Raw genomic sequence first — 18,384 nt, 5'->3', positions numbered from 1 at the left:
GGCGTCGTCGTGCAGCCGCGAGCGGTCTCGATACCCGACCAGTCTGCTCGGACGGAGTGCGCCGGCAACACCGCCGAGCCCGAACCGGAAGCAACATAAATACACGCGTGATATGTTCGAATCAACACCCCGAGGGTGGCGTCGGTCCGCGTGCCGCACTGCACTCCACCGCACGGACGGCTCGACGAACCCGGAGAACGGATGACCGAGATGCTCCCCGACCGCCGACGGCGGGAGATCCTCGACCGCGTGCGCGCCTCCGGTGCGGTGCGGGTCGCGGACCTGGTCGCCGAGCTGGGCGTGTCCGACATGACGGTGCGCCGGGACCTGGACCGGCTGGCTCGGGACGGGGAGCTGCAGAAGGTCCACGGCGGGGCGAAGCTGCCGGCGGGATCCTCCGCGGCCGAGCCCGGATTCACGCACAAGTCCGAGCTGCAGCTGCCGGAGAAGGCGGCCATCGCCGCCGCCGCCGAGGCGATGGTGCGACCGGGCATGTCCGTCTCGCTGAACTCCGGGACCACCACCTTCGCGCTGGCCCGGGCCCTGCGCCGCGTCAGCGACATCACGGTGGTGACGAACTCCCCGCGGATCGCGGACGTGCTCCAGGACGCGCCCGCCACGGGGCAGACGGTGGTCCTGCTGGGCGGGGTGCGCACCCCCTCGGACGCCCTGGTGGGCCCGCTGGCCACCGCGGCCCTGCGCACCCTGCACGTGGACCTGGCCTTCCTGGGCGTGCACGGGCTGTCCGAGCGCGACGGGCTGACCACTCCGAACATGATGGAGGCCGAGATCAACCGCCTCTTCCTGGAGCGCTGCGACCGCAGCGTGGTGCTGGCCGACTCCACGAAGTGGGGCCTGTCCGGGCTCCACCGCATCGCCGGTCTCGACGAGGTCGACACCGTCGTGACCGACGACGGTCTGGGCGCCGCCGACCGCGAGACCCTGAGCCAGCACGTCCCCGACCTGCGACTGGAGCCCGTCCGATGACCTCTCCCGCCCCCGCCGAGCGCGCCGCCGCGCCGCTGATCGCGCACCGGACGCACCACCTCGCCGACGGACGGGAGGCCGTGTTCTTCTCCGACCGCGGCACCCCGCCCGTGGAGCACGTGGTGGACCGCCGGCCCCTGGACGTCCGCTCCGGCGGCGGTGAGGTGCGCTTCGACCGGCTGACGGGGGAGTGGGTGGCGGTGGCCGCCCATCGGCAGGCGCGCACCTACCTGCCCCCGGCCGACCAGTGCCCGCTGTGCCCGAGCGTGGGTGGGCGCGAGTCGGAGATCCCGGCGGAGGACTTCGACGTCGTCGTCTTCGAGAACCGCTTCCCCTCGCTGGGCCCGGAGCTGGCCGAGCTGCCGGACCCGCGACAGGTGGGGGAGCGGTCCCTGTGGGGAGTCCCGTCCCCGGCCGTGGGGCGGTGCGAGGTGGTGGTGTTCACCCCGGAGCACCAGGGCTCCTTCGCGTCCCTGTCCTCCGAGCGGGCGCGCACCGTGGTGGAGGCCTGGGCCCAGCGCACCGACGCGCTCTCGGCCATGGCCGGGGTCCGGCACGTGTTCCCGTTCGAGAACCGGGGTGAGCAGATCGGGGTGACCCTGCACCACCCGCACGGGCAGATCTACGCCTACCCCTATCCGGCCCCGCACGCGGCCCGGCTCGCGGCCCGCTCCCGGGCGCACCTCGAGGCCACGGGGCGGACCCTGATGGGCGAGGTCCTGGCCGACGAGACCGCCGCCGGGGACCGCATGGTGCTGGCCGGGCAGCACTTCTCCGCCTACGTGCCCTACGCCGCGCGCTGGCCCCTGGAGGTCCACCTCGTCCCGCACCGCCGCGTCCCGGACCTCGCCGCGCTCACGGGGCAGGAGCGGGACGAGCTGGCGGTCCTCTACCGCGATCTGGTGCAGCGGGTGGACCGGCTCTACGACACGCCGACCCCCTACATCGCCGCCTGGCACCAGACCCCCGTGAATGCGGCGGACCGGGAGGCCGGCCGGTTGCACCTGCAGCTCACCAGCCCGCGCCGGGCCGAGGACAAGCTGAAGTTCCTGGCCGGCTCCGAGGCCGCCATGGGGGCGTTCATCAACGACGTCACCGCGGAGCAGACCGCCGCACGCCTGAGGGAGGCCGCACGATGACCGGACAGCACACCCCCCAGCCGGCCGCTCGGCAGACAGGCCAGGACGACGCCGCCCGGGCGGATGAGCTCTCCCGCCGCTTCACCGAGGTGTACGGCCACGCCCCGGACGGGGTGTGGCGTGCCCCGGGACGGGTGAACCTCATCGGGGAGCACACCGACTACAACGACGGCTTCGTGCTGCCCTTCGCCATCGACCGCTCGGCGATGGTCGCCGTCCGGCTGCGCCGGGACGCGGAGCAGGGGCGGCGGACCGGGCAGGGCGAGGACGCGATCCGGCACGACGTCGTCGACCTGGCCTCCACGTACGCCCCCGACGGCGGGGGGCTGTCCCGGGCCCGGTTCCGGATCCCCGGGCTCGCCCCCGGGGCGGTCGGCGGCTGGGGGGCGTACCCGGCCGGCGTGGTGCACGTGCTCGCCGGCCTCGACGGGGTGGAGGTGCCCGGGTTCGAGCTGCTGCTGGACTCGACCGTCCCCGTGGGCGCGGGCCTGTCCTCCTCGCACGCCGTGGAGGTCGCCACGATCGTGGCCCTGAACGACCTGCTCGGACTGGATCTGGACCGGCCGGCGATGGCGCGGCTGACGCAGCGGGCGGAGAACGAGTTCGTCGGCGCCCCGACCGGGATCATGGACCAGTCGGCCTCCCTGCGCGGCCGGGCCGGCGCGGCGCTGTTCCTGGACTGCCGCACCCAGGAGGCCGAGCTCGTGCCGCTGCCGGTGGCCCGGCACGGGCTCGCCGTCCTGGTGGTCGACACGAAGGTCGCCCACTCCCACGCCGACGGCGGCTACGCCGCCCGGCGCGCCTCCTGCGAGCGCGGGGCCGCCGCCCTCGGAGCGGTCTCCCTGCGCGACGTCCCGGACGGGACCGACCTGAGCGGACTGGACGAGGAGACCGCCCGCCGGGTCCGGCACGTGCTCAGCGAGAACCGCCGGGTCCTGGAGACGGTCCGGCGGCTGCGGGCCGGGGACGTCCGGGGCATCGGGGAGCTGCTGGTCGCCTCCCACGCCTCGATGCGGGACGACTACGAGATCTCCTGCCCCGAGCTCGACCTCGCCGTCGACGCGGCCCTGGCCGCCGGGGCCGCCGGCGCGCGGATGACCGGCGGGGGCTTCGGCGGCTCCGCGATCGCCCTCGTGCCCGCGGCGCGGGCGGAGCAGGTCGGGAACGCGGTCGCCGAGGCCTTCGCGGACCGGGGTCACCGGGCGCCGGACGTCTTCGTCGTCGTGCCGGGGGAGGGTGCCGGCCGGGTGCGGTGAGGCGCGGATCCTTCGCAGGACGACGTCGGTGGCACCGCGCCACTGCTCCTCGGCCCCGGGCCCACTGGGCCCGGGGCCGGCGTCATCGCAGGGCGCACTCTTGACGTGCAGTGTGATCTGGATCATCCTTGTGTTCAAGATATAAACACAGTTGCCAGCATATGGCAACGGTCCGGCCGGCCGGGCTCCTCGCGAACCCGTCCACCCGCCGGTGCACCTCTCTCCAGCTCCGCTCACGTCCCTGCCCCCGCCGTCCGGGGTGCCCTCAGCGAAGGACCTCCCATGCACAACGCTCCTCCACCGGCCGCGGCCGCGACCCACGGCAAGACCCCGAAGAAGGCGGCCCTGGCCAGCTGGATCGGCTCCGCCCTGGAGTACTACGACTTCGCCGTCTACGGGACGGCCGCCGCCCTGGTGCTCAACCACCTGTTCTTCCCGGCCGACACGTCCCCCGGGGTGGCGATCCTGCTGTCGATGGGCACCGTGGGCGTCGCCTATGTCGTCCGGCCCCTGGGGGCCCTCATCATGGGCCCCCTCGGAGACCGGTTCGGGCGCAAGTTCGTGCTGATGCTGACCCTCTTCATGATGGGTGCCGGCACGTTCGCCGTCGGCTGCCTGCCGACCTACGACCAGGCCGGGCTGCTGGCCCCGGCCCTGCTCGTGACCTGCCGCGTCATCCAGGGGCTGTCGGCCTCCGGCGAGCAGGCCAGCGCGATCTCGGTCTCGCTGGAGCACTCCGAGGAGCACCGGCGGGCCTTCACCACGAGCTGGACGCTGCAGGGCACCCAGTTCGGCACCCTCCTCGCCACCGCCGTCTTCATCCCCTTCACGCTCGTGCTCACCGAGGAGCAGCTGTTCAGCTGGGGCTGGCGGGTCCCGTTCTGGCTCTCCGCCGTCGTGGTGGTCGTGGCCTATCTGATCCGCCGCCACCTGGAGGAGCCGCCCGCCTTCGAGCAGGCCCGGGCCGTGCTGCCCGGCGAGAAGCCGGCCACCCCTCTGGCCCTGATGTTCAAGCACCACAAGACCGCGGTGCTGCGCGTGGCCGCGGCCGCGATGATCAACACCGTCAACGTGGTCTTCCTGGTGTGGTCGCTGTCGTTCGCCACCTCCGTGGTGGGCCTGGACCGCTCGACCATGCTCTGGGTCTCCGTCATCGCCAACGCCGTGGCCCTGCTCGTGATCCCCGTGGCGGCCACGGTCGCCGACCGGGTCGGGCGCAAGCCGGTGTTCATCGCCGGGGCGGCCGGCGCGGCCGCGGTGATGTATCCCTACCTGGCCGCCGTCCACGCCGGGAACTGGACGCTGATCTTCCTCCTCGGCGCCGTCATGTCCGGCTTCTTCTACTCCATGTCCAACGGCATCTGGCCCTCCTTCTACGCGGAGATGTTCCCCACCCGGGTGCGCGTGACGGGGCTGGCCCTGGGCACCCAGATCGGCTTCGCGATCTCCGGCGGCTTCGCCCCCGTCCTGGCCAGCTCCCTGGCCGGGGCCGAGGGGGACAACTGGCTGGGCGTGGCGGGGTTCGTCACCGGCGCCTGCCTGGTCGCCGTGGCCGCCGCCCTGACGGCCAAGGAGACCAAGGACAGGACCCTGGGCCAGATCGACGACCTGCACACCACCCGCACCGAGGCGGCCGAGCTGGAGCGGCTGCAGGGGGCGGGCACCGCCTCCAGCCGCTGAACGCTGCGGAAGCGCTGACGAGGGCGGACGCCCCGGCCGGTCACCCGGCCGGGGCGTCCGCCCGTCCCGGACCGGGTTCCGGTCACGAACATGACACGGGTCACGCCCGCGGAGGCCCCGTGCCAGAATGACCGCATGAGCAACCCCATGAACATCTCCGGGCACAATCCCGACAAGGAGGCCCGGGCGCACCGGCCGCCGGTCACGGAGCTGACCCCGGAGCAGTGCTGGGAGCACCTCTACAGCGCACGCTTCGGCCGGATCGCCACCATGGACGGCGACGAGATCGAGATCACCCCCATCAACCTCGTGGCCGACGACGGGAAGATCTACTTCCGCACCGCCAAGGGCACCAAGCTGCTGCACCTGGTGCTCAACGAGCACGTCGCCGTGCAGGTCGACCAGGCACAGGGCGGGGAGGCCTGGTCCGTGATCGTGCGCGGCACGGCCCGCCAGCTGACCGACCCGGAGGAGACCGACCGGGTGGACGAGCTGCCGCTGCGGCCGTGGGTCGGGACCACCAAGCTCGAGTACGTGGAGGTGGCCCCCACGAAGGTCACCGGCCGCGTGTTCCACCTGGGCCACTGACCCGGCGCCCGGACCGCTCGGCGCCGGACGCCCCGCCGCGCTTGTAGCCTGGACCCGTGGCACAGCACCGGATCGTCCTGCACTACGTCTTCACCCCGCTCCCCGACCCCACGGCCGTGATGCTCTGGCAGCGCGCCCTGTGCGAGGGGCTGGGCCTGCGCGGGCGGATCATCGTCTCCCCGCACGGGCTCAACGCCACCGTGGGCGGTGAGGTCGGGGCGCTCAAGCAGTACGCCCGCACCACCCGCTCCCACCCCGGTCTCCGGGACACGGTGTTCAAGTGGTCGGACGGCTCGGCCGAGGACTTCCCGCGGCTGTCGGTCAAGGTCCGGGACGAGCTCGTGTCCTTCGGCGCGCCCGGCGAGCTCGCGGTCGACGAGCACGGCGTGGTCGGCGGCGGCACCCGCCTGGCGCCCGACGCCGTGGACGAGCTCGTGGCCCGCCGCGGCGAGGACGTCGTGTTCTTCGACGGGCGCAACGCCCACGAGGCCCGGATCGGGCGCTTCCGCGGGGCCGTGGTCCCGGACGTGGCGCACACCCGCGACTTCGTGGCCGAGCTGGACTCCGGGAAGTACGACCACCTCAAGACCCGGCCCGTGGTCACCTACTGCACCGGCGGGATCCGGTGCGAGGTGCTCTCCGCACTGATGCGCAACCGCGGCTTCCAGGAGGTCTACCAGCTCGACGGCGGCATCGCCGAGTACGGCCGCGAGCGCGGGGACCGTGGGCTGTGGGAGGGGTCCCTGTACGTCTTCGACCGGCGCATGCACGTGCGGTTCACCCCGGCCGCGGTCACGATCGGGCGCTGCGACCGGTGCGCCGGCCCCGCGAACCGCTTCGTCAACTGCGCGGACGGCACCTGCCGCGCCCTCGTGCTCGCGTGCCCGGCCTGCCTCGAGGAGCGGCCGCGGCTCACCTGCCCGGCCGGGTGCGGCACCGCCACGGCACCGGGGGCCGGCGACGGCGCCCCGGTCGCCGTCGCACCCGCCCCCGCACCCGTGCCCGTGCCGACGGGCGCCGCATGAGCCCCGCCGCCCCCGGCCCCTCGGCGGCACCGGCCTTCTCCCGGGTCCCGGGGACCCCCGTCTCCGACGACCCGCGGGCGCCGGCCGAGCTGCACGACGCCCTCCGCCGGACGGGCTTCACCCACGACCGCGTGGCGGAGCTGCTGGGGGAGGCCGCCATGGACGCGCTCGCACGGGACCAGGCGGTGCCCGCCCTGCGGGTCCTCGAGCCGGCCCTCCGCACGCCCGGGCACCCGGACCGGGGCCTCGCCGGGGTCGTCTCGCTCTTCCTGCTCGGCCGCACCGTCCCCGCGGAGACGCTCGCGCCCGCCCCGGTGCGCCCGGAGCAGCTCGTGGGCCTGGGCCTCGCCGAGGAGACGGAGGGCGGGCTGCGCTCCACCGTGGACCTGCGCCCCCACGCCTCCGACGACGGGACGGAGCTGTACGTGGCGAGCGACCTGGGGGAGTCCCAGCGCCCCGGCGTGCTGCGCCGCGACCACGTGCTGGGCATCGGCCAGGCCTCCCTGACGCTGGCCCAGACGACCGACCGCCGCCGGGTGGAGCGGGCGCTGGACCTGGGGACCGGGTGCGGCATCCAGACGTTCCACCTGCTCGCGCACGCGGGGCACGTGACCGCCACCGACGTCTCGGACCGGGCCCTGGGCTTCACCCGGTTCAACCTGCTGCTCAACGCGCAGGCGCTCGGGATCGACCCCGACCGGCTCGAGGACCGCGTGAGCCTGCGGGCGGGATCCCTCCTGGAGCCCGTGCGCGGTGAGCAGTTCGACCTCGTGGTGTCCAACCCGCCGTTCGTCATCACCCCGCGCCCCGCCGGAGAGACCCCTCTCGACCGCTACACCTACCGGGACGGCGGTCTGCCGGGGGACCGGATCGTGGCCGACCTGGTGCGGGGGCTGCCCGGGGTCATGGCCCCCGGGGCCATCGCCCACCTGCTCGGCAACTGGGAGGTCCTCGCCCCGCCGCCCGGGGACGCGCGGCCGGCCGCCGAGCGCTGGGCGCAGCGGCCCGAGCAGTGGGTGCCCGAGGGCGTCGACGCCTGGTTCGTCCAGCGGGAGCTGGCCGGCCCGGAGGAGTACGCCGAGACGTGGCTGCGGGACGCGGCGGAGTCCCGCGACCTCGAGCACTACGAACGCGCCTACCGCGCCTATCTCGACGACTTCGCCGCCCGCAGCGTCGAGGCCGTGGGCTTCGGGATGATCCGCCTCCGCCGCCCGTCCCGGGCCCGGCCAGGAGGCGCGCTCCGCCGCTTCGAGCACGTCCCCCACCCGGTCCAGCAGCCGCTCGCCCCCGCGCTCGCCGCCACGTGGGAACGGGCCGACTGGCTCGCCGCGCACCCCCAGGACTGGCTGGACGCCCACCTCGTGGCCGCCGAGGACGTCACCGAGGAGCGCCACCAGCGTCCCGGCGCGGAGCACCCCGGCGTGATCCTGCTCCGGCAGGGGGCCGGGCTGCGCCGGACCGTGGTGCTCTCGAGCGAGGCCGCGGGCTTCGCCGGGGCCTGCGACGGCGAGCTGAGCGCCCGGCAGATCCTCGGGGCGCTCGCCGCCCTGCTGGACTGGGCGGGCGAGGAGCGGCAGCGGCTGACCGAGGAGGTCCGGTACCTCGTGCTCGACGGCTTCCTCGTGCCGCACGAGCCGGTGCCGTCCGCCGCCTGAGCGACGTTGTGGGCGGATGAGCAGGCGGCGCCGCGACCGTGGGGGTGGGAGGATGGGAGCATGAGCATCGGAGACAACCTGAACCCCATCAAGACCCTCGACAAGGACACCGTCTGGCAGCTCCTCGAGCAGCACCCCTTCGGCCGGCTGGCCGTCGAGGCCGCCGGTCTCGTGGACATCTTCCCGGTGAACTACGTGGTCCACCAGCGCAAGCTGTACTTCCGCACGGCCCAGGGCTCCAAGCTCTCGAGCCTCATCGTCAACGACCAGGTGGCGTTCGAGATCGACGAGGTCTCGGAGGAGCACGTCGTGCGCTCCGTGGTGGTCCACGGCCGGGCCCGCCGGCTCGAGACGCGCGCCGAGATCGACGCCGCGGAGGAGCTGCCGCTCAGGCCGTGGGCGCCCACGCTGAAGTACAACTTCGTGGTCATCGACGTGGAGCACGCCACGGGCCGCGAGTTCACGATCGGCGACGAGCCCGAGCGCTACCCCTCCTGAGACCGGTCCGGGCCGCCCGGGCCGGGCGGCCCGCGCGGCCCGCCCGGGGACGCCGATGTCCTCCGGGTCCCCGCCGCGCGGGGGTTGACGGCGGTGAGGCGTTATGGTGGAGCGCAACGGCGGGCCGACGCCCGCCCGTTCGACCCGACGTCCAGCAGCGCCGCGGCCCGCGGCACCGCGGACCGCAGCAAGGAGTACCGTGCCAACGAAGGCCACCCAGAGCCCGGGAACGGGCAAGAGCCTGCTCATCGTGGAGTCCCCCTCCAAGGTCAAGACCATCGCCGGGTACCTCGGCGACGCCTACGAGGTCGAGTCCTCGATGGGGCACATCCGCGACCTCCCGCAGCCCTCGGAGCTGCCGGCGGAGCTCAAGAAGGGTCCCTACGGCAAGTTCGCGGTGGACGTGGAGCACGGCTTCGAGCCGTACTACGTGGTGAACCCGGACAAGAAGAAGAAGGTCACCGAGCTCCGGCGCAAGCTCAAGGACGCGGACGCCCTCTACCTCGCCACCGACGGCGACCGCGAGGGGGAGGCCATCGCGTGGCACCTCCTGGAGGTGCTCAAGCCCAAGATCCCCGTCTACCGGCTGACCTTCTCCGAGATCACCCGCGAGGCCATCGAGCGGGCCTTCGGGGAGCTGCGCGAGCTCGACCAGGACCTGGTCGACGCGCAGGAGACCCGGCGCATCCTCGACCGGCTCTACGGCTACGAGATCTCCCCGGTGCTGTGGCGCAAGATCGCCTCGGGCCTGTCCGCCGGGCGCGTGCAGTCCGTGGCCACCCGCCTGGTCGTGGAGCGGGAGCGCAAGCGCATGGCGTTCGTGCCCGCCGACTACTGGGACCTCAGCGGGACGTTCGCGCGCACCGACGGCGAGGACGCCGGCACCGCCTTCAGCGCCCGGCTCTCCTCCGTGGACGGCAAGCGGGTGGCGGGCGGCCGCGACTTCGGCGACGACGGAGTGCTCAAGGGCGCCGCGGACAAGCTCGCGCACCTGGACGAGCAGGCCGCCCGCGAACTGGCCGCCGGTCTCGAGGACGCGGCGTTCACGGTCCGGTCGCTGGAGACCAAGCCCTACACACGCCGCCCGGCCGCCCCGTTCACCACCTCCACGCTGCAGCAGGAGGCGGCGCGCAAGCTGCGCTTCACCTCCCGCACCACCATGCAGGTGGCGCAGAAGCTGTACGAGAACGGCTACATCACCTACATGCGCACCGACTCCGTGGCGCTGTCCGACCAGGCGGTCACGGCCGCCCGGCGCCAGGCCACGGAGCTCTACGGCGCCGACTTCGTGCCCGGCTCCCCGCGGCTCTACAGCTCCAAGTCGAAGAACGCGCAGGAGGCGCACGAGGCCGTGCGCCCCGCGGGGGACTCCTTCCGCGCCCCGAACCAGGTCCGCGGCGAGCTCTCCGCGGACGCGTTCCGGCTCTACGAGCTGATCTGGAAGCGCACCGTGGCCTCCCAGATGGCCGATGCCAAGGGGTCGACGGCGACCGTCCGGCTCGGGGCGACGTCCTCCGCCGGCCGGGACGCCGAGTTCTCCGCGTCCGGCACCGTCATCACGTTCCGCGGCTTCCTGGCCGCCTACGAGGAGGGCCGGGACGAGGACCCCGCCACGGACAAGGACGGCGCCAAGGACGGCGACAAGCGGCTCCCGCGGATGGCCGAGGGCGACCGCCTGGACGCCACCGAGGTCGAGGCGGACGGGCACCGCACCTCGCCGCCGCCGCGCTACACCGAGGCGTCCCTCGTGAAGGTCCTCGACGAGCTCGGCATCGGCCGGCCCTCGACCTACGCGGCGACCATCTCCACGATCATGGACCGCGGCTACGTCCGCGTGCGGGGCTCCGCGCTCATCCCCTCGTGGACCGCGTTCTCCGTGGTGCGCCTGCTCGAGGAGCACTTCTCCGACTACGTGGACTACGACTTCACGGCGGAGATGGAGGAGGGCCTCGACCGGATCGCCCGCGGCGAGGAGGACAGCACCGACTGGCTGCAGGACTTCTACTTCGGCTCCCAGGGCCACGAGAACGGGCTCAAGCCCATCGTCGACGACCTCGGCGAGATCGACGCCCGCGCCGTGAACTCCATCCCCGTGACCGAGGACATCACCCTGCGGGTCGGCAAGTTCGGCCCCTACCTGGAGGTGGCCGGCGCCGTCGACCCGGAGACCGGGGAGATCACCGACCCGATCCGGGCCAACGTGCCGGAGGACCTCGCCCCCGACGAGCTCACGCCCGACAAGGCGCGCGAGCTCATCGAGACGGGCAAGGCCGACGGCCGGGAGCTCGGCCGCGACCCCGTGACCGGGCGCGCCATCGTGGCCAAGGACGGCCGCTACGGGCCCTACGTCACCGAGGTGATCCCCGAGCCCACCGCCGAGGAGCTCGCGGCCCAGCCCGTCGAGTACTACAAGAACGGCAAGCCCAAGCCCCCGAAGAAGCCGGTCAAGGAGAAGCCCCGCACGGGCTCCCTGCTCTCCACGATGACGCTGCAGGACGTGACCCTCGAGGACGCGCTCAAGATCCTGTCCCTGCCGCGCACGCTGGGCACGGACGCCGAGGGCAACGAGATCACGGTGCAGAACGGCCGCTTCGGCCCCTACCTGAAGAAGGGCGGCGACTCGCGCTCCCTGCAGTCCGAGGAGCAGCTGTTCACGGTCACCCTCGACGAGGCCCTGGCGATCTACGCCCAGCCCAAGCAGCGCGGCCGCGGCGCCGCCAAGCCTCCGCTCGCGGACCTCGGCACCGACCAGATCACGGAACGGCCCATGGTCATCAAGGACGGGCGCTTCGGCCCCTACATCACCGACGGCGAGACCAACGTGACGGTCCCGCGCGGCGAGACCGTGGAGCAGATCACGCCGGCGCGCGCCAGCCAGCTGCTCGCGGAGAAGCGCGCCCAGGGCCCCGCTCCGAAGAAGACGGCCCGGTCCACGGCCAAGGGGACGACGACCAAGGGGACGACGGCCAGGAGCAGCACGGCGAAGAAGAGCACGGCCAAGAAGCCCGCGGCGGCCAAGCCCGCCCGCGCCGGGTCCAAGGGCTGATCCGCTCCGCACGCGCGGGACGGACACGGAACTCGAAGGAGCACCACGGCATGCGTCTCGGAGTCCTCGACGTGGGGTCGAACACCGTCCACCTCCTCCTGCTGGACGTCTACCCGGGCTCCCGGCCCGAGCCGTACGCGTCCCACAAGCTCGCCCTGCGGCTGGTGCAGTACCTCGACGCCGACGGCAACATCTCCGACGCCGGCCGGGACGCCCTCACCGCGTTCGTGGTCGAGGCCCGCGACTTCGCCGTGGACAACCGGGCCGAGGACTTCCTCGCCTTCGCGACCTCCGCGATCCGCGAGGCCGGCAACGGGGCGCAGGTGCTGGACCACGTGCAGTCCCGCTCCGGCGTGACCCTCACGGAGCTGGCCGGGGACCAGGAGGCGGCCGTGACGTTCTTCGCGGTGCGCCGCTGGTTCGGCTGGGGCGCGGGGACCGTTCTCGACCTCGACATCGGCGGCGGGTCCTTCGAGATGGCCCTGGGGGACAACGCGCTGCCCACCGTGGCGACCTCGGTGCCGCTCGGCGCGGGGCGGCTCACCCGCACCTTCGTCGCCGGGGACGTCGCGACCCCGAAGGAGATGAAGGCCCTGCGCAAGCACGTGCGCCAGGAGCTCCGGCCCGCGGTCGACCGGGTCCGCGCGGCCGGGGCGCCCACCTGCGTGGCCGGCACCTCCAAGACGTTCCGCTCCCTGGCCCGGATCTGCGGCGCGGCGCCGTACGAGATGGGCCCGTACGTGCCCCGCACCCTCCACCTCGAGGACCTGCGGCTGTGGACCCGCCGGATGGAGGCCATGTCCCCGGAGGAGCGCGCCGAGCTGCCGGGGGTCTCCGCCGCACGGGCCCGGCAGATCCTCGCCGGCGCCGTGGTGGCGGAGTCGGCGATGGACGCCTACGGCGTCGAGTCGATCCGGATCTGCCCGTGGGCGCTCCGCGAGGGACTGATCCTGCGCCGCCTGGACCAGCTGAGCAGCCACTCCGACGTCCGCACCGTGGACCCCCGGCACCTGGTGGGTGCGGCATGAGCGAGCAGCAGGGCGCCGCCCCGGAGCCGTACCGTCCGCACGTGGCGCTGTCCACCAGCTCCCTCTATCCGCTCGGGGTGCCGGAGACCTTCGAGGCGGCCGTGGAGCTGGGCTACGACAGCGTGGAGGTGCTCGTCACGCACGAGCGGATGAGCCAGCTCACCCACCAGCTGCAGGACCTCGTGCAGCGCCACCAGCTCCCCATCTCGACCATCCACGCCCCGACCCTGCTGCTGACCCAGCAGGTGTGGGGCAAGTCGTGGACCAAGATCCAGATGGCGGCCGCGCTCACCGAGCAGGTGGGCGCGGAGGTCGTCGTGGTCCACCCGCCCTTCCGGTGGCAGCGCCGGTACGCCGCGAACTTCGTGGAGGGGGTGCGGGTGGTCTCCCAGGCCACCGGCGTGAAGATCTCCGTGGAGAACATGTACCCCTGGCGGGTCCGCGGCCGCGACACCGTGGTCTACGCCCCGCACTACAGCCCGCTGGGCCTGGACTACGACTGGGTGACGTGGGACTTCTCGCACGCCGCCACCGCCCGGATGGACTCCCTGGCCGCCATCCGGGAACTGGGCCCCCGGCTGGGCCACGTCCACCTGACCGACGGGTCGGGGGAGACCACGGCGGACGAGCACCTGCTGCCCGGCCACGGGGTGCAGCCGGTGGCCGAGTCCCTCGAGTTCCTCGCCTCCACCCGGTGGCAGGGCATCATCGGGGTCGAGGTCTCGACCCGCCGCTCGAAGAACGCCGACGAGCGCACCCAGTGGCTTTTCGAANTTCGAAAAGGCACACGAGCCGCTCCGACGGCGCCCCGAGCGCCGGCGGCCCCGACGGCACGGAGGGCGCGGACGGCAGCCGGGGCTGAGGCCCGGGCGCACCCGGCCCGCCGGCCTGCCGGCGCCGTTCCCACCGTCCCGTTCCCACCGTTCCGATTCCACCGTTCCGATCCCACCGATGAGAGGACCTCACCGACCATGACCCCTGTGCTCGCCTTCCTGGGCTGCGGCTCCATGAACGGATCCATCCTGCGGGGGGTGCTGGCCTCCGGCGTGCCCGTCGAGCAGGTCCGGGCCACCGTCCGCTCCGCGGAGAGCGCTCGCCGGCTCGAGGACGAGACGGGCGTGCGGCCCTACGTCACCGGGGACGATCCCGAGGCCAACCGGCGGGCCGCCCGTGAGGCGGACGTCGTGCTGCTCGGCGTCAAGCCCGTCGGCATCCTCGACCTCGCCCGCGAGATCGCCCCCGCCCTGCGCCCCGGCACGGTCGTGGCCTCGGTAGCGGCGGGGATCTCCGTCGGCGCCCTCGAGCGCGCCCTCCCCGCCGGCCAGCCGGTCGTGCGCACGATGCCGAACACACCCTCCAGCGTGGGCCGCGGGGTGGTCTCGGTGACCCCGGGGGCCGCCACCGGCCCCGAGCAGACGGAGGCCGTGCGCCAGGTGCTCGAGGCCGTGGGCACCGTGGTCGAGGTCCCCGAGGAGCAGGTGGACGCCGTGACCGGCGTCTCGGGCTCCGGGCCCGCCTACGTGTTCCTGCTGGCCGAGGCCATGCAGCAGGCGGGGGAGCGGATGGGGCTGCCGGCGGACGTCGCGCGGGTCCTCGCGAAGGAGACCGTCTCCGGCGCCGGGGAGCTGCTGCGCCCGGCGGAGGCCGACCCCGCGGCGCTGCGCAAGGCGGTCACCAGCCCCAAGGGCACCACGGACCGGGCCATCACGACCTTCCAGGACAACGGCTTCGAGGCTCTCGTGGCCTCCGCGGCCCGCGCCTCGGCGGACCGCTCCGCGGAGCTCACGCGCGAGTTCAGCGGCGACTGAGCCGCGGACCGGCCGGTCCCCGGGTCAGGGGCGGGCCGCGAAGCGCTCGAGCAGGTCCACGTGCCCCGAGACGATCAGCAGGTCGCGGGAGGTGACCTTGGTGTCGGGGCGGGCGTACGTGAAGTCCTCGCCCGGGGACTTCACGCCCACCACGGTCACGCCGTACTTGGAGCGGACGTTGGAGTCGCCCAGCGTGAAGCCCTGCACCTCCCGCGGCGGATACATCTTGACGATCGCGAAGTCGTCGTCGAACTCGATGTAGTCCAGCAGCCGGCCCGAGACCAGGTGCGCGGTGCGCCGCCCGGCGTCCGCCTCGGGGAAGATCACGTGGTGCGCCCCGATGCGGGAGAGGATCTTGCCGTGCGAGGGCGTGATGGCCTTCGCCCAGATCCGGCTCACGCCGAGGTCCACGAGGTTCGCCGTGATGAGCACGCTCGACTCGATGGACGTGCCGACGCCCACCACGGCGGAGTCGAACTCGGCCGCCCCCAGCTGGCGCAGGGCGTCGATGTCCGTGGCCTCGGCCTCGACCACGTGGGTGAGCTGCCCGGAGAGCTTCTGGACCAGCTGGGCGTCCCGCTCCACGCCCAGGACCTCCCGGCCCTGGCGGGCGAGCTGGAGCGCGGTGGCGGTGCCGAAGCGGCCGAGGCCGATCACCAGGACGGGGACGCTGTGGGACGAACGGTCAGCCAATGATGGGCCTTTCCTCGGGGTACCGGTAGAGGCGCCGGCGTGAGCGCAGCGCCAGGGCGGCGGCCACGGTGGTCGTGCCGATGCGCCCGATGAGCATGATCAGGGCCAGGACGTACTTGCCGGCGGGGGGCAGCTCGCCGGAGAGCCCCACGCTGAGACCGCACGTCGCGTACGCGGAGATCACCTCGAACAGGACCCGGTCCAGCGGCTCCTCGGAGATCTCCAGGAGGATCCCGCAGCCCACCAGGACGACGGTCGCCCCCATCATGATCACCGAGATCGCGATGCGGAGGGCGTCCTCGGGGATGGTCCGGTAGAACGCGATCACGGACCGGTCGCCCCGGGCCTCGGCCAGGATCGCCAGGAAGACCACGGCGAGGGTGGTGACCTTGATGCCGCCGGCCACGGAGGCCGGGCCGCCGCCCGCGAACATCAGCGCGTCGGTCATCAGCAGGGTCACCGGCTCCAGGCTGTTCATGTCCACGAGGTTGAAGCCCCCGGAGCGGACCATGACGGAGTGGAAGAAGCCCTCGAAGATCTTCTCGTGCACGGGCCGGTCCCGCAGGGTGTCCGGATTGGACCACTCGAAGGCCAGGAACAGGGCCCACCCCACGAACAGCAGGATCGTGGTGGTCACGATCACCAGCTTCGTGTTGAGGTTCCACCGCGAGAAGCGCAGCCCGGTCTGCCGCAGCACGAGGACCACGGGGAAGCCGAGGGAGCCCAGGAGGACGCCCAGGGCGATCGGCAGGAGGATCAGCACCGCGTCCGTGTACGGGACGAGGCCGTCCGAGTGCGGGGTGAACCCCCCGTTGTTGAACGCGGAGACCGCGTAGAACACCCCGTGCCAGAGCGCCGTGAGGAACGGCTCTCCGACCACCAGGAAGCCGATCGTCAGCACCGTGGCCAGGATCGCCTCGATCGTCACGGACATCAGCACGATGATCTGCAGGAGCGAGCCGACCTCGCCCAGGCGCCCGATGTTCAGGGCCTCCTGGGTGATCAGCCGGGACTTCAGGCCGAGCTTGCGACCGATGGCCAGGGCCAGGATCGAGGTCATGGTGAGGGTGCCCAGACCGCCGATCTGCATCGCGACCAGGATCACGAACTGGCCGAAGAACGACCAGTTGGCCGCCGTCGACACCGTGGTCAGGCCCGTCACGGTGACCGCGGAGGTGGCCGTGAACACGGCGTCCTCGACCGGTGTCACGACGCCGGGGGCCGAGGCCACGGGCAGCCACAGCAGGAAGGAGAACACGGACACGACCGCGGCGAAGGAGATGACGGCGAGACGGGCGGGGGAGCCCGCCGCGATCCGGTCCACGAGGTCGCGCAGCGAGGTGAGCAGCCAGAACCGGCCGCGCTCCTCCGGACGGGCCCAGGGCGCGCGCTGCAGGTGGCTCACGGGCTCTCCTCCTGGTGTCCTGACCGCCCGGGCGGGGCGGCGGCCGCGGCGTTCGCCTCGACCCGAGACAGTATTCCACCCGAGCCCGTCCGCGGCGGGCAGCCGCGGGTGTAGGTTGTCGCCCATGCCCCTGGAAGAGGCCCTGCTGCGCGCCCGGGTCCGTCGACTGACCCGACGGCACGGGATCCGCTCCCCCCACGGTCGTCGGCCGGGACAACGGCGGAGCACCGATCCGCGGGAGGTGACCGCGGCGCGCACGGCGCAGCTGATCATCGGTGCGTTCGCGACCGCCCTGGCCGTCGGCACCGTCCTGCTGATGCTCCCGGTCGCGAGGTCGGGCCCCGGCGGGGCGTCGTTCATGGAGGCGTTCTTCACCGCGACCTCGGCGATCTGCGTGACCGGGCTGGTCGTGGTGGACACGCCGACCTACTGGACGCCGTTCGGGCAGGCGGTGATCCTGGCCCTGATCCAGATCGGCGGGTTCGGGGTGATGTCCTTCGCCACCGTGCTCGGGATCCTCCTGGCCCGCCGGCTGGGCCTGACGGCCCGGATCATGAGCTCGACCGAGACGAAGAACCCCGGCTACGGGGACATGCGCCGGGTGCTGCTGCGCATCCTCGCCACCACGCTGCTGATCGAGACGGTCGTGGCCGCGGCGCTCGCCCTGCGCTTCTTCGCCGGCTACGGGTACGGACCGGGGCAGGCGGTGTGGCACGGCGTGTTCCACGCGGTCTCGGCGTTCAACAACGCCGGCTTCGCCCTGTACACCCTGTCGATCATGGACTTCGCCGCCGACCCCTGGGTCAACCTGCCGATCGTCGTCGCCGTGGTCCTGGGCGGGCTGGGGTTCCCGGTGCTCTACCAGCTGCGCCGGGAGTGGCGCCGGCCCCGGCGGTGGAGCATGAACACCCGGATCGTGCTGTTCGCCACCGTGGTCCTGCTCGGCGCCGGCACGGTGTTCCTGTGCGCGGTGGAGTGGTCCAACCCCGCCACCCTCGGGCCGATGCGGGCCGACGAGAAGCTGATGGCCGGGTTCTTCCAGTCCACCATCGCCCGCACGGCCGGGTTCAACAGCATCGACATCTCGGCGATGCACCCGGTGTCCTGGCTGGGGCTGGACCTCCTGATGCTCATCGGCGGCGGCCCCGCCGGGACGGCCGGCGGGCTGAAGGTCACCACCGTCGCCGTCCTCGGCTTCATCGCCTGGACCGAGATCACCGGGGGAACGGCCGTGCACGTCCTCGGCAAGCGCCTGTCCCGGTCGGTGCAGCGCCAGGCGATCACGGTGGTCGTCCTGGCGCTGGGTGCGGTGACCACCGCCACGATGGCGCTGATGCTGCTGCACGAGGACATCGGCCTGGACCGGATCCTGTTCGAGACGATCTCCGCGTTCGCCACCGTGGGCCTGTCCACGGGCATCACCGCGGATCTCTCGCCGGCGGGCCAGGGGGTGCTCATCGCCCTGATGTTCCTGGGCCGGCTGGGGCCCATCACCGTGGCCACCGCCATGGCGGCCCGTCCCCGGAAGGCCCTGTACGAACTGCCCAAGGAACGCCCGCTGATCGGCTGAGTCCAC

At 73.1% G+C, this 18,384-nt stretch carries 14 protein-coding genes and 1 pseudogene; 13 read left to right on the top strand and 2 right to left on the bottom strand.

Annotation, left to right across the window (positions count from 1 at the left end; genetic code table 11):
- Positions 1 to 201 precede the first annotated feature (201 nt).
- From H488_RS23190 to proC, 12 genes and pseudogenes are all read left to right on the top strand, one after another.
- Positions 202 to 987: a DeoR/GlpR family DNA-binding transcription regulator gene (locus tag H488_RS23190; protein WP_017832502.1), complete on the top strand. Its 786-nt coding sequence runs from the start codon at positions 202 to 204 to the stop codon at positions 985 to 987.
- Complete coding sequence (galT, locus tag H488_RS23185; RefSeq protein WP_017832501.1) at positions 984 to 2,126, top strand: galactose-1-phosphate uridylyltransferase; 1,143 nt, start codon at positions 984 to 986, stop codon at positions 2,124 to 2,126. Before H488_RS23190 ends, galT begins: the two co-directional genes overlap by 4 nt.
- Positions 2,123 to 3,382: a galactokinase gene (gene galK, locus H488_RS23180; RefSeq protein ID WP_017832500.1), complete on the top strand. Its 1,260-nt coding sequence runs from the start codon at positions 2,123 to 2,125 to the stop codon at positions 3,380 to 3,382. The genes galT and galK overlap by 4 nt, the downstream gene beginning before the upstream one ends.
- Before the next feature lie 282 nt (positions 3,383 to 3,664).
- Positions 3,665 to 5,062 (top strand): MFS transporter, encoded by a 1,398-nt coding sequence (locus H488_RS23175; protein WP_017832499.1) that lies wholly within the window; start codon positions 3,665 to 3,667, stop codon positions 5,060 to 5,062.
- Between the two features lie 135 nt (positions 5,063 to 5,197).
- Positions 5,198 to 5,650: a pyridoxamine 5'-phosphate oxidase family protein gene (locus H488_RS23170; protein ID WP_232035265.1), complete on the top strand. Its 453-nt coding sequence runs from the start codon at positions 5,198 to 5,200 to the stop codon at positions 5,648 to 5,650.
- Positions 5,651 to 5,706: 56 nt separating this feature from the next.
- Positions 5,707 to 6,675, top strand: a complete 969-nt coding sequence (gene trhO, locus H488_RS23165) for an oxygen-dependent tRNA uridine(34) hydroxylase TrhO (protein WP_017832497.1) — start codon at positions 5,707 to 5,709, stop codon at positions 6,673 to 6,675.
- Positions 6,672 to 8,330: a DUF7059 domain-containing protein gene (locus tag H488_RS23160; protein ID WP_051063726.1), complete on the top strand. Its 1,659-nt coding sequence runs from the start codon at positions 6,672 to 6,674 to the stop codon at positions 8,328 to 8,330. Before trhO ends, H488_RS23160 begins: the two co-directional genes overlap by 4 nt.
- Positions 8,331 to 8,390: 60 nt before the next feature.
- Positions 8,391 to 8,828, top strand: a complete 438-nt coding sequence (locus tag H488_RS23155; protein WP_017832495.1) for a pyridoxamine 5'-phosphate oxidase family protein — start codon at positions 8,391 to 8,393, stop codon at positions 8,826 to 8,828.
- Positions 8,829 to 9,027: 199 nt separating this feature from the next.
- A complete protein-coding gene (gene topA, locus H488_RS23150; RefSeq protein ID WP_017832494.1) occupies positions 9,028 to 11,874 on the top strand; it encodes a type I DNA topoisomerase in 2,847 nt (948 codons plus the stop codon).
- A 50-nt stretch (positions 11,875 to 11,924) separates the two neighbouring features.
- Entirely contained in the window at positions 11,925 to 12,902 is a 978-nt protein-coding gene (locus tag H488_RS23145; protein ID WP_017832493.1) for a Ppx/GppA phosphatase family protein, read from the top strand.
- Positions 12,899 to 13,657, top strand: a pseudogene (locus tag H488_RS0118040) (sugar phosphate isomerase/epimerase family protein); the annotation flags it as partial. The gene H488_RS23145 and the pseudogene H488_RS0118040, both read left to right, overlap by 4 nt.
- A gap of 216 nt (positions 13,658 to 13,873) precedes the next feature.
- Positions 13,874 to 14,710: a pyrroline-5-carboxylate reductase gene (proC, locus tag H488_RS0118035; RefSeq protein ID WP_031282523.1), complete on the top strand. Its 837-nt coding sequence runs from the start codon at positions 13,874 to 13,876 to the stop codon at positions 14,708 to 14,710.
- A 24-nt stretch (positions 14,711 to 14,734) separates the two neighbouring features.
- Here the strand turns inward: proC and H488_RS23140 are convergent, their stop codons facing one another.
- Positions 14,735 to 15,403 (bottom strand): potassium channel family protein, encoded by a 669-nt coding sequence (locus H488_RS23140; RefSeq protein ID WP_017832491.1) that lies wholly within the window; start codon positions 15,401 to 15,403, stop codon positions 14,735 to 14,737.
- Positions 15,396 to 16,808, bottom strand: a complete 1,413-nt coding sequence (locus tag H488_RS23135) for a TrkH family potassium uptake protein (protein WP_017832490.1) — start codon at positions 16,806 to 16,808, stop codon at positions 15,396 to 15,398. The genes H488_RS23140 and H488_RS23135 overlap by 8 nt, the downstream gene beginning before the upstream one ends.
- A gap of 124 nt (positions 16,809 to 16,932) precedes the next feature.
- Here H488_RS23135 and H488_RS23130 point away from each other — a divergent pair, with 124 nt between their 5' ends.
- The gene (locus H488_RS23130) at positions 16,933 to 18,378 is read left to right on the top strand and encodes a TrkH family potassium uptake protein (protein ID WP_081615709.1); all 1,446 of its coding nucleotides are present in this window, start codon (positions 16,933 to 16,935) and stop codon (positions 18,376 to 18,378) included.
- Positions 18,379 to 18,384: the final 6 nt, after the last annotated feature.

The organism is Kocuria sp. UCD-OTCP (assembly GCF_000349605.1).
Classification (GTDB): domain Bacteria; phylum Actinomycetota; class Actinomycetes; order Actinomycetales; family Micrococcaceae; genus Kocuria; species Kocuria rosea.
The sequence above is the reverse complement of the archived record's forward strand: the minus strand, read 5'-3'. Positions and strand labels throughout refer to the sequence as shown.

Bases quoted from the DNA above. Each gene is read 5' to 3' on its own strand.
- H488_RS23160 (WP_051063726.1), top strand. From the start codon at position 6,672: ATGAGCCCCGCCGCCCCCGGCCCCTCGGCGGCACCGGCCTTCTCCCGG.
- H488_RS23145 (WP_017832493.1), top strand. From the start codon at position 11,925: ATGCGTCTCGGAGTCCTCGACGTGGGGTCGAACACCGTCCACCTCCTC.
- H488_RS23130 (WP_081615709.1), top strand. From the start codon at position 16,933: ATGCCCCTGGAAGAGGCCCTGCTGCGCGCCCGGGTCCGTCGACTGACC.
- proC (WP_031282523.1), top strand. From the start codon at position 13,874: ATGACCCCTGTGCTCGCCTTCCTGGGCTGCGGCTCCATGAACGGATCC.
- galT (WP_017832501.1), top strand. From the start codon at position 984: ATGACCTCTCCCGCCCCCGCCGAGCGCGCCGCCGCGCCGCTGATCGCG.
- H488_RS23175 (WP_017832499.1), top strand. From the start codon at position 3,665: ATGCACAACGCTCCTCCACCGGCCGCGGCCGCGACCCACGGCAAGACC.
- H488_RS23170 (WP_232035265.1), top strand. From the start codon at position 5,198: ATGAGCAACCCCATGAACATCTCCGGGCACAATCCCGACAAGGAGGCC.
- galK (WP_017832500.1), top strand. From the start codon at position 2,123: ATGACCGGACAGCACACCCCCCAGCCGGCCGCTCGGCAGACAGGCCAG.
- H488_RS23155 (WP_017832495.1), top strand. From the start codon at position 8,391: ATGAGCATCGGAGACAACCTGAACCCCATCAAGACCCTCGACAAGGAC.
- H488_RS23190 (WP_017832502.1), top strand. From the start codon at position 202: ATGACCGAGATGCTCCCCGACCGCCGACGGCGGGAGATCCTCGACCGC.